The sequence below is a fragment of the Microbispora sp. NPDC049633 genome, assembly GCF_040675265.1.
GTDB classification, from domain to species: Bacteria; Actinomycetota; Actinomycetes; order Streptosporangiales; family Streptosporangiaceae; genus Microbispora; species Microbispora maris.
On the sequence record NZ_JBFAOO010000238.1, the window covers coordinates 1 to 10,257 of the forward strand.

Annotated in this window: 13 protein-coding genes; 5 read left to right on the top strand and 8 right to left on the bottom strand. The window is 71.2% G+C overall.

Annotated elements, in window-relative coordinates; genetic code table 11:
- Window positions 1–454, top strand: a 454-nt coding sequence (locus AB0J39_RS34890; RefSeq protein ID WP_363472625.1) for an aminotransferase class V-fold PLP-dependent enzyme, incomplete at its 5' end; no start/stop codon positions are given.
- 107 nt (window positions 455–561) lie between these two features.
- Window positions 562–783: a sulfurtransferase TusA family protein gene (locus AB0J39_RS34895; protein ID WP_225898452.1), complete on the top strand. Its 222-nt coding sequence runs from the start codon at window positions 562–564 to the stop codon at window positions 781–783.
- 24 nt (window positions 784–807) lie between these two features.
- Here AB0J39_RS34895 and AB0J39_RS34900 read toward each other — a convergent pair whose 3' ends face one another.
- Both AB0J39_RS34900 and erpA read right to left on the bottom strand, forming a co-directional pair.
- On the bottom strand, window positions 808–1,794 hold the full coding sequence (locus AB0J39_RS34900) for a carbohydrate kinase family protein (protein ID WP_363472627.1): 987 nt from the start codon (window positions 1,792–1,794) through the stop codon (window positions 808–810).
- Window positions 1,795–1,961: 167 nt separating this feature from the next.
- Window positions 1,962–2,315: an iron-sulfur cluster insertion protein ErpA gene (gene erpA / locus AB0J39_RS34905; RefSeq protein WP_079313357.1), complete on the bottom strand. Its 354-nt coding sequence runs from the start codon at window positions 2,313–2,315 to the stop codon at window positions 1,962–1,964.
- A gap of 193 nt (window positions 2,316–2,508) precedes the next feature.
- Between erpA and nadA the strand changes: the two genes are divergently transcribed.
- The gene (gene nadA / locus AB0J39_RS34910) at window positions 2,509–3,663 is read left to right on the top strand and encodes a quinolinate synthase NadA (protein WP_363472628.1); all 1,155 of its coding nucleotides are present in this window, start codon (window positions 2,509–2,511) and stop codon (window positions 3,661–3,663) included.
- A 100-nt stretch (window positions 3,664–3,763) separates the two neighbouring features.
- On the opposite strand, the gene AB0J39_RS34915 is transcribed toward nadA, so the two are convergent.
- The 5 genes from AB0J39_RS34915 to AB0J39_RS34935 are packed head-to-tail and all read right to left on the bottom strand — an operon-like array spanning window position 3,764 to window position 7,064.
- Window positions 3,764–4,516: a maleylpyruvate isomerase family mycothiol-dependent enzyme gene (locus AB0J39_RS34915; protein WP_363472630.1), complete on the bottom strand. Its 753-nt coding sequence runs from the start codon at window positions 4,514–4,516 to the stop codon at window positions 3,764–3,766.
- A gap of 17 nt (window positions 4,517–4,533) precedes the next feature.
- Window positions 4,534–5,082 carry a hypothetical protein gene (locus AB0J39_RS34920; RefSeq protein WP_363472633.1) on the bottom strand — a complete coding sequence of 183 codons (549 nt, stop codon included), beginning with the start codon at window positions 5,080–5,082 and terminating at the stop codon, window positions 4,534–4,536.
- Between the two features lie 10 nt (window positions 5,083–5,092).
- Window positions 5,093–5,986, bottom strand: a complete 894-nt coding sequence (gene htpX / locus AB0J39_RS34925; protein ID WP_363472635.1) for a zinc metalloprotease HtpX — start codon at window positions 5,984–5,986, stop codon at window positions 5,093–5,095.
- Window positions 5,986–6,264, bottom strand: coding sequence for a hypothetical protein (locus AB0J39_RS34930; protein ID WP_346225732.1), 279 nt, complete (start codon window positions 6,262–6,264; stop codon window positions 5,986–5,988). Before AB0J39_RS34930 ends, htpX begins: the two co-directional genes overlap by 1 nt.
- The gene (locus AB0J39_RS34935; protein WP_363472638.1) at window positions 6,261–7,064 is read right to left on the bottom strand and encodes a PspA/IM30 family protein; all 804 of its coding nucleotides are present in this window, start codon (window positions 7,062–7,064) and stop codon (window positions 6,261–6,263) included. Before AB0J39_RS34935 ends, AB0J39_RS34930 begins: the two co-directional genes overlap by 4 nt.
- A gap of 147 nt (window positions 7,065–7,211) precedes the next feature.
- Between AB0J39_RS34935 and AB0J39_RS34940 the strand changes: the two genes are divergently transcribed.
- Window positions 7,212–7,847 carry a DUF3043 domain-containing protein gene (locus AB0J39_RS34940; RefSeq protein ID WP_363472640.1) on the top strand — a complete coding sequence of 212 codons (636 nt, stop codon included), beginning with the start codon at window positions 7,212–7,214 and terminating at the stop codon, window positions 7,845–7,847.
- A gap of 48 nt (window positions 7,848–7,895) precedes the next feature.
- Here the strand turns inward: AB0J39_RS34940 and AB0J39_RS34945 are convergent, their stop codons facing one another.
- A complete protein-coding gene (locus AB0J39_RS34945; RefSeq protein ID WP_363472642.1) occupies window positions 7,896–9,062 on the bottom strand; it encodes a hypothetical protein in 1,167 nt (388 codons plus the stop codon).
- A gap of 65 nt (window positions 9,063–9,127) precedes the next feature.
- On the opposite strand from AB0J39_RS34945, the gene AB0J39_RS34950 reads away from it, so the two are divergent.
- Complete coding sequence (locus AB0J39_RS34950; protein ID WP_363472644.1) at window positions 9,128–10,126, top strand: aldo/keto reductase family protein; 999 nt, start codon at window positions 9,128–9,130, stop codon at window positions 10,124–10,126.
- Window positions 10,127–10,257: the final 131 nt, after the last annotated feature.

Consider the following 10,257-nt stretch of genomic DNA (forward strand, 5'->3'; position numbering starts at 1 on the left):
GCGGCGCGTGCCGGGGTTCGAGAACGTGCCGGCGATCGTGGCCGCCGCCGCGGCGCTGCGCGCGCGGGCCGAGGAGGCGGAGGCGGAGAACAGGCGGCTGTCGGCCCTGGTCGACCGGATCCGCGCCGAGGTGCCCCTCCTGGTGCCCGACGTCGAGGTCGTCGGCGCGCCGGTCCTGCGGCTGCCGCACATCGTGACGTTCTCCTGCCTGTACGTCGAGGGCGAGGCGCTGCTGACCGAGCTCGACAAGGCCGGTTTCGCCGTCTCGTCCGGAAGCTCCTGCACGGCGAGTACGCTTCGTCCATCGCACGTTCTGGAGGCCATGGGCGTGCTTACGCATGGAAATGTGCGGGTATCGCTGCCCCGTGGCGTGTCCGAGGACGACATCGATCGTTTCCTCGCGGTGCTCCCGGACATCGTGCGGCGGATCCGGTCGAGCTTGGGGGTGCACTGATGTGGCGCAGACGGACGGGCGGCGGCGCCCGGCGGTCTCCCGAGGCGGCCAGGGCGGCGGAGCGGGCCGAGCCCGCCGCGCCGGCCCGGCCGGCGGAACCGCCCGCGCTGACGATCGACGCGCTGGGCCGCAAGTGCCCGATCCCGATCATCATGCTGGCCGAGCGGATCAACCAGGTGGCGACGGGCGGCGTGGTCGCCGTACTGGCCGACGACCCCGCCGCGTTCACCGACGTCCCGGCCTGGTGCCGGTTGAAGTCACACGAGCACGTGGGGAGCTACGAGCTGCCCCAGGGCGGCTGGTCCATCCACGTGCGCCGCAACTACTGAGCCGCGCCTGACGATTCGGCGGCCTCAGGCGTGGTGGCAGCGGGCGTGCCCGGCCACCTCGGCGGCCGCGTCGGGCCCGTAGGCGCCGGCGAACCGCTCCAGGAAGACCCGCTGGCCGAGCTCGTACTCCTGGCAGCCGACCCGCTCCAGCACGTGCGTCGCGGTGAGGTTGCCGAGCTGTCCGCAGCGCTCCAGGGACAGGCCCCAGGCGAGCCCGGACAGGAACCCGGCACGGAAGGCGTCCCCGACGCCGGTCGGGTCGGCCTTGCCCAGCTCGGGCGCCGGCGGGATGTGCAGCGACGGCTCGCCCTTCCGGTCGATCCTGGCGCCCTTGGGGCCGAGGGTCGTCACCCGTACGCCGACCCGGTCCAGGATCTCCTCGTCCGACCAGCCGGTCTTCTGCGCGATCAGACCGAGCTCGTAGTCGTTGCTGAACAGGTACGCCGCGCCCTCGACGAGCTGGCGGATCTCCTCGCCGGGCATGCGGGCGAGCTGCTGCGACGGGTCCGCGGCGAACGGGATGCCCCGCTGGCGCGCCTCGTCGGTGTGCCGCACCATCGCCGCCGGGTCGTTGGGGCTGATGAGGACCAGGTCGAGCCCGCCGAGACGCTCGGCGATCGGGCCCAGCTCGATCTCCCTCGCCTCCGCCATCGCGCCGGTGTAGAACGAGGCGATCTGGTTGTGGTCCTCGTCCGTGGTGCACAGGAAGCGCGCGGTGTGGTGCAGCTCCGACACGTGGACCGACTCGCAGTCGACGCCGTGGCGCTCCAGCCAGGAGCGATAGTCGGCGAAGTCCGTGCCCACGGCGCCGACCAGGATCGGGGTGAGCCCGAGGCAGCCCATGCCGAAGGCGATGTTGGCCGCGCATCCGCCACGGCGGATCTGCAGATCGTCGACGAGGAACGACAACGACACCCGGTCGAGCTGCTCGGCGATGAGCTGGTCGCCGAAGCGGCCGGGGAACGTCATCAGATGGTCGGTGGCGATGGAGCCGGTGACGGCGATGCGCACGGGGTCATTCTCCTCGTTGTCAGCATCAGGAAGACGGGGGGCCGGGATGAATCCCGCCGAACCTACTGAGCGTACCGTCTCGTGCCATGACGACGCCCCGCACGGAGGAATCCGCGCGGGGCGCTCGACGCATCATCCGTCGCCCGCGGCCGGGCGCGCGCTCGCCGTCAGTTGAACGAGTCGCCGCAGGCGCACGACCCCGTCGCGTTGGGGTTGTCGATGGTGAAGCCCTGCTTCTCGATGGTGTCCACGAAGTCGACCGTGGCCCCGATGAGGTACGGCGCGCTCATCCGGTCGGTGACGACGTTCACGCCGCCGAAGGTGGAGACCACGTCACCGTCCATCGACCGGTCGTCGAAGAAGAGCTGGTAACGCAGGCCGGAACAGCCACCCGGCTGGACGGCCACCCGAAGCTGCAGCCCTTCCTCGCCCTGCTGCTCGAGCAGGCTCTTGACCTTGGCGGCGGCCGCGTCAGTCAGGATCAGGCCCTGCTGAGTGGTCTCGCTGCTCTCAACCGTCATGTGCTGACTCCCGCGTCTGCGCCAACCGCCCATCGGGGCGGTCGATTGGTTCTGACGTCCTACCTAGACGCTACCAACACCCGTGAAGCCCTACACATTCCAGTGCCCCACCGGCGACCCGCGACGAACCAGCCGATGCCATGTGTAATGATTAGTCGTCAGTTAGACGATAAGTCCCCGAGGGGGTGTGGTCGTGACGATCACCGAGACCGGCCTTCCGCTCTTCATCCTCGGCCAGGGCACCGACCCGCACAGCGAACGCGGCGTCGACTGTCCGGGCGAGCTGCCTCCCGCGTCCGATCCGACGCTCGTGGAGCGCGCACGCGTGGCCAAGGAGCGGCTGGGCGACCGGCTGTTCGTGCTCGGTCACCACTACCAGCGTGACGAGGTCATCCAGTTCGCCGACGTGACCGGTGACTCGTTCAAGCTGGCCCGCGAGGCCGCCGCCCGGCCCGAGGCGGAGTACATCGTGTTCTGCGGCGTCCACTTCATGGCCGAGTCGGCCGACATCCTGACCAGCGACACACAGAAGGTCGTGCTCCCCGATCTGGCCGCCGGCTGCTCGATGGCCGACATGGCGACCTTCACGCAGGTCGAGGACTGCTGGGACGCCCTGGAGGACGCCGGCATCGCCGACCGGGTGGTGCCGATCACCTACATGAACTCCAGCGCGGACATCAAGGCGTTCTGCGGACGCCACGGCGGCGCCGTGTGCACCTCCTCCAACGCCCGGCGCGCCCTGACCTGGGCCTTCGAGCAGGGCGAGAAGGTGCTGTTCCTGCCCGACCAGCACCTGGGCCGCAACACCGCGGTGCTGGAGATGGGGCTGTCCCTGGACGACTGCGTGGTCTACAACCCGCACCGCCCGAACGGCGGCCTCACCCGGGAGCAGCTGGAGAACGCGAAGATGATCCTGTGGAAGGGGCACTGCTCGGTCCACGGGCGCTTCTCCGCGACGTGCGTGGACGAGGTGCGGGCCCGCATTCCCGGGGTGAACGTGCTCGTCCACCCCGAGTGCCGCCACGAGGTCGTGACCAAGGCGGACTTCGTCGGGTCGACCGAGTACATCATCCGGAAGCTGGAGGAGGCCCCGGCCGGGTCGTCCTGGGCGGTCGGCACCGAGCTGAACCTGGTGCGCCGCCTCGCCAACCGGTTCCCGGACAAGACGATCACTTTCCTCGACAAGACCGTCTGCTACTGCTCCACCATGAACCGGATCGACCTGCCGCACCTGGTCTGGGCGCTGGAGTCGCTGGCCGACGGCGAGGTCGTCAACCGGATCACGGTCGACGAGGACACCACCCACTGGGCCAAGGTCGCCCTCGACCGCATGCTCGCCCTGCCGTAACCGCGCGCGTAGGACGTGGGCGCCCCCGGAGCCGTGCTCCGGGGGCGTTCGCGTCTTCGGATCCCCGCTTCCGGTCCCGGCTCCCGCTGGGGATCCCGGCTCAGATCCGCGCGCGCTCGCGCCAGAAGCTCAGCAGCGCGTCGTCACCGTGGACCGCGTCGGGCTCGCGCCGGTTCCACAGCGTCAGCATCAGGTCCCCGGCCGTCGGCACGCGTACGGTGACGTCTGCGGCCTCCTCGGACCTCTCGCAGGTGAACCCCTTGGGAGTGAGCCGCACGAGCCAGGCGAGACCGGTTCCGGTCCGCCAGGAGATCGCCTCTCCGTCGCTCCTGAGCTCGGCGACCTGCGGCCGCCACCGGGCGTACGGGAGGACGGCGAAGAACTCCTCCACGCCGTCGGCCGCGACGTCCTCGTCGATGCGGGGGGTGATGCCGAGAGCGATCTCGGCGTCCGCGCGGTGGACGACGGTCTCGTGGAGCTGGCGGCGGGACCAGAACCGGGCGCGCCGGGACCCGCCTCCCGCCCAGCCCCACACCTCTGTGTCCGGGTCGCGGCTCTTCAGCGCCTCGGTGAGCAGGACGCCTCCCGCCTCCAGCCAGCCGGCGGCCTCGGCGAAGTCCTCGGGGAAGCCGTGGTCCATGGCGTCGCGGTCGTACCGGCGCGGCGCGGCGTCGCGCACCATGGCGGCCGCCCACCGGTGGATGGCCCCCGTGTGCTCGGTCAGGGCGCGCAGATCCCAGCCGGGACAGGTCGGGACAGGGGTGGCGCCGTCCCGGCCCCGTACGGCGCCGGCCATGCGGCCGATCTCCGCGGCCGCCGCCTCGGTGTACCGCAGGTGGGTCCACTCGGTCATGAAGGCTCCTGGAACGGTCAGAGGCCGGGGGCGCCCCAGACGGGGAACCAGCTCGCCAGATCGGGTTCGATTTTGAGCTCGCGCTCCAGGACACCGCGCACCTGCAGTTCCAGCGCGTTGTCGCGGCGCGGTTCGCCGGCAGGGGCGAAGGGGTAGAACGTGCCGCGCTTGTAGAGGTAGACGATCGCGAGCCGCCTTCCGGAGGGATCGGCGAACGCGACGAGCGAGCACAGCAGCGAGGGGCCGAACCCGGCCGACTCCAGGGACGAGTTGGCGGCGTGCAGGTCGGTCACGAGCCCGGCCACGTCGGGGTTGCGCACCTGCAGCCAGGTGTAGCCGTAGGAGTCCCGCACGACCTCCACCTTGCCCATCAGGGCCTGGACGTCCTGTTCGAGCCGGGCGAAGGCGCCGCCCTCGGCGGCGCGGAAGCACACCGACCCGGCGCCCGCCGGGGCGAAGCCCGTGGCGGCCTGCAGCGTGACGGCGGCGGACGGCAGCGCGAACAGCGCGTCCAGGTCGGGCCTGGCGGGCTTGGACCGGCCGAGCAGCGCGTCGAACCAGCCCATCAGCGCTCCCTCATCCGCGGCCCAGCGCCGCGGAGATCCTGGACAACTGTTCCAGCCGGCGCTCCAGCGGCGGGTGGGTCGACAGCAGCGAGGCGACGCTCTGGCCCGAGATGGCCGGCGCGAAGAAGAAGGCGTTGAACGGCTGCGCCTCGCGCAGGTCCCTCGTCGGGATCCTGCCGATGTCGCCGCTGATCTTCACCAGGGCGCTGGCCAGGGCACTCGGCTGCTGCGTCAGCAGCGCGCCCGCGCGGTCCGCGGCCAGTTCGCGGTAGCGCGACAGCGCCCGCGTCAGCAGGAAGCTGACGGCGTAGACCAGGCCGGAGACCGCGAAGATGATCAGCCCGATCGGGGGGCCGTTGTCGTTGCGCCGGCCGCCCAGGCCCGTGTAGAGCGCGAAGCGCGTCATCAGGCCGGCCACGACTCCCAGGAACGAGGCGATCGTCATCACCGCCACGTCCCGGTGGGCCACGTGGGACATCTCGTGGGCCAGCACCCCTTCGAGCTCCCGCGCGTCGAGCCTGCGCAGGATGCCGGTGGTCACGCAGACCACCGAGTTCTTCCGGTCGCGCCCCGTGGCGAACGCGTTCGGGATGTCCGAGTCCGCGATCGCCACCCGCGGCTTCGGCATTCCCGCCATCGCGCTCAGCCGGTCGATGATCCCGTGCAGCTCGGGGGCCTCCTGCGGCGAGACCTCCCGCCCGTGCATCGCGAACAGCGCGATCTTGTCGGACAGGAAGTACTGCGCCAGCAGGAGAGCCCCGGCGATCACGAGCACGGTGACCGCGCGTACGCCCACCGCGACCAGGACGACCACGAACGCGACGTAGAGCAGCCCGAGCAGGAACATCGTCACGGTCATCCGGACGGTGAGGCCGCGATCAGGGGCGAACCGCGTGGAGGACATCAGCCGGGAATGAGCCCGGTGTCCCCGAGCATCTCCCGCACTTCCTCGATCGAGGCGTCGGCCGGCGGCAGGATCAGCTCGGACGGCTCCAGCGAGTCGTCCGGCAGGGCCTTGCCCACGTGACGCACCTTGTCGAGCAAAGCGTGGAGCTTCGTCCGGAAATCGTTCTCGTCGCCCGACTCGATCGCGGCTTCCAGCTCGCTGTCGAGCTCGTTCAGGACGTCGATGTCGGCCGCGCCGATCTCGACCTGTCCCTCACCCATGATTCTGACGATCACAGTCCCTCCCCCGGCTGGCGCAGCTGCTGCGTGTGCTGCTGCTGGCTGGACGGGGCCGCCTGACCCTGCTGGCCGGGCTCGATGGCGCTCCGGGGCGCCGGGCCCTGGCCGAGCTCGGCCTTCATCTTGGCGAGCTCCAGCTCCACGTCCGAGCCCGCGCCCATGCGGTCGAGCTCGGCCTGGATGTCGTCACGCTGCCCGGTGAAGTCGTCCAGCGCGCCGCTGGCCAGCAGCTCGTCGATCGCGCCGGCGCGCGCCTGCATCTGCGCCGTCTTGTCCTCCGCGCGCTGGATCGCCAGGCCGACGTCACCCATCTCCTCGGAGATTCCGGAGAACGCCTCGTTGATCCGCGTCTGGGCCTCGGCCGCCGTGTAGGTGGCCTTGATGGTCTCCTTCTTCGTACGGAAGGAGTCCACCTTGGCCTGCAGCCGCTGGCTGGCGAGGGTGAGCTTCTCCTCCTCGCCCTGGAGGTTGCTGTATTGGATACGCAGGTCGGCGATCTGGGCGTTGAGGCCGTTGCGGCGGGTCAGCGCCTCGCGGGCCAGGTCCTCGCGCCCGGCCGACAGGGCCTGCCTGCTCTGGTTCTCCAGCTTGGCGGCCTGCCCTTCCAGCTGGTTGATCTGCAGCTCCACCCGCTTGCGGCTGGTGGCCACGTCTGCCACGCCACGGCGGACCTTCTGCAGCAACTCGAGCTGGCGCTGATAGGAATAGTCCAGCGTCTCCCGCGGATCCTCCATTTTGTCCAGGGCCTTGTTGGCCTTGGACTTGAAGATCATGGAAAGTCTCTTCATCACGCTCATGCGCGTCGGCCGTCCCCTTCTCCAAGGTTGTGCGTGGGTGATCCCAGCCGTCTCAAGCCCCTTGTCAGGCGGCGTAGCCGCCTGGGTTCACCCTACGCATAACGCGCGAGGGCGTCACTAAGTTGCACTCCAGGTAGGCTGGGCGACGTGTTCCGACGTCGCACTCAGACCTCAGCGGAGGACTCCCCCGTCCCTGTAGAGGATCCTAAGCCCCACGGCACCCCGGGGAAGGGCCGTCCCACCCCGAAGCGGAGCGAGGCGCAGGGCCGCCGCCGCTCCCCGGTGACCGCACCGGCCAACCGCAAGGAGGCCTACCGCCTGGCGCGCGAGCGCGACAAGGCGCTGCGCGCCAAGCAGCGCGAGGCCATGCTGCGCGGCGACGAGCGGGCGCTCCCCGCGCGCGACCGCGGCCCGGTGCGCAAGTTCGCCCGCGACTGGGTCGACTCGCGGCGGCTGCCCGGGCAGTACTTCCTGCCCGTCGTGTTCGTCATCATGCTGCTGTCGATGGTTCCGTTCCCGATCCCGGTCCGCTCGGCCGTCCTCACGGTCTACACGCTGTCCCTGCCGATCGTGATGGTGCTCGTGCTCGCGAGCTCGTTCTACGTGGCCGGCAAGGTGAAGAAGGCGGCGGCGGCGAAGTTCCCGGGCGAGGACCTCAAGGGCGTGGGCTTCTACGCGGCGATGCGCTCGTCGCAGATGCGCCGCCTTCGCTTCCCCAAGCCCACGGTCCTGCCCGGCGGCATCCCGGTCGCCGTCAAGGACACGGCCGGCGCGAAGAAGTGACCCTCGTGACCCTCGTGGCGCGCGTGACCCCCGTGTGACCCGGGACTCTCACTCCCACTCCAGGACGCCCTCGCGCACCACCGGGACCGACCCGTCCACGGCACGGCCGCCGGCGAAGGCGTCCGCCGTGGTCTTGAGCAGCGCGTAGTACGACGACCACTCGTCCCCGAAATACGGCAGCTCCCAGTCGGCGAAGCCCACGCCGCCGGTGGCGGAGCTCGTCACGAGGTAGCCGCCGGAATCGGGGTCGTAGGCGAGGGGGATGCCTCCGCCCATCGCGCAGGCCTCCGGCCAGGACGCGACCAGTCCGCGCGCACCCATGAGCGCGTGGTTCGTCGGGAGCCGGAACGCCGCCGGCCCGCGTGCGCCGTCGTGGCGCAGCAGCGAGGCCCGCAGCGAGTCGGGGATGGGCCTCCCGAGCCGCGCCTCCGCCTTGGCCACCAGCCGGGGGCCGGCCGGCTTGTTCAGCGAGGCGTACGTCTTCGGCGCGTGCGCCTTCAGCCACTTCTCCACCCGCCGCCACTGGCGGTTCACGGCGGCCGTCACCCGGCGGGAGATCGGCCGTACGACCGGGGTTGTGCCGCCCGTCCTCCTGAGCGCGCACGCGGGGTCGAGGGACGGCGGCGACTCCGCCACGGGCACGTCGGCGACGGGATCGGCGGACGGCACGGGCTCCCCCGCCACGCCGCAGCCGGACGCGGGGCAGGGGCGGTAGCCGGGTGGCATGTGGTTCCCGGCCGCCGGGCAACCTTCTTCGAGACAAGGTTCGACGTCTTCGCCCGCGTAGGCCGTCCAGCCGGACGACGGCCCGCGCTCTGGGCCGAACACCGCGCTGTCGAGCGCCTGCGCGCCGAGGGCGAGCAGGCCGAGCGCGACGAGCGCGGCCGTCCAGCGGCGCGCCTTCGTCCCGCGTGGCCGCCCGATCCGGGGTAGCCCGGAGAGGAGACGGGCGATCGGCGCGCCGCCCTCCGGCCGGGCGTACCTCGCGAGGTCGTCCGCCGTGGGCCACCCGAGCACCGGCTCGGGGCCGCTCCCGGCGGGGGCCGCCGCGTCCCGCCACGGGGCCGGACGCGGACGGGCCGGACGCGGACCGGGTGGCACCGGCGCGGCGGCACGGCGGCGGCGTGCGGCGACGACCAGCCCGGCGGCGACGCCGGCGACCAGCGCGACGGCCAGAGCCAGTCGTACAGGGCGAGAGATGATCAACCGGCGCACGCCGGGCACCTTACCGCGAACCACTTAGGAGGGCTGTCCCGGCGGGATGACCTAGGGTCAGAACCATGGAATACCGTCATCTTGGCCGCAGTGGCCTCATGGTCAGCGAGATCAGCTACGGCAACTGGATCACGCACGGGTCCCAGGTGGAGGAGGACGCCGCCGTCGAGTGCGTGCGCGCGGCCCTCGACGAGGGTGTCACCACCTTCGACACCGCCGACGTCTACGCCGGGACCAGGGCGGAGGAGGTGCTCGGCCGGGCCCTCAAGGGCCTCCGCCGCGAGTCGCTGGAGATCTTCACCAAGGTCTACTGGCCCACCGGTGAGGGCAAGAACGACCGCGGGTTGTCCCGCAAGCACATCATGGAGTCGATCAACGGCTCGCTGCGCCGCCTGCAGACCGACTACGTCGACCTGTACCAGGCGCACCGCTTCGACTTCGAGACCCCCCTCGAGGAGACCCTGCGCGCCTTCGACGACCTCGTGCGGCAGGGCAAGGTCCTGTACGTCGGCGTCAGCGAGTGGACCGCCGACCAGATCGCGCGGGCGCTGAAGATCGCCGACGAGATGGGGTTCGACCGGCTGGTGTCGAACCAGCCGCAGTACTCGATGCTGTGGCGGGTCATCGAGTCCGAGGTCGTGCCGCTGTGCGAGAAGGAGGGGCTGGGCCAGATCGTGTGGTCGCCCATCGCGCAGGGCGTGCTGACCGGCAAGTACCTGCCCGGCCAGCCGCCGCCGGCCGGGTCCCGCGCCACCGACCCCAGCGGCTCGGGCTTCATCAGCCGGCTGCTGGAGGACGACGTGCTGCGCCGGGTGCAGGACCTCAAGCCGATCGCGGCCGACCTCGGGCTGACGATGGCCCAGCTCGCCGTGGCGTGGGTGCTGCAGAACCCCAACGTGTCGTCGGCCATCGTCGGGGCCACCAAACCCGAGCAGGTGCGCGACAACGTCAAGGCGGCCGGTGTGAAGCTCGACGCCGAGGTGCTCAAGAAGATCGACGACGTGCTCGGGACGGTCGTCGAGCGCGACCCGGCCAAGACCGTCAGCCCGTCCGCGCGTCCCTGATATCCGGCTCCCGTCCCACCGGAGCGGTGTCGTAGCGGGGGGGGGGGGGGGGGGCCCCGCGCCCCCCCCGGTGAACAGGGGTGGGGAGAGCGAACGGCGGTGAAACACAGACAAACCCGGCCAACGCGGTT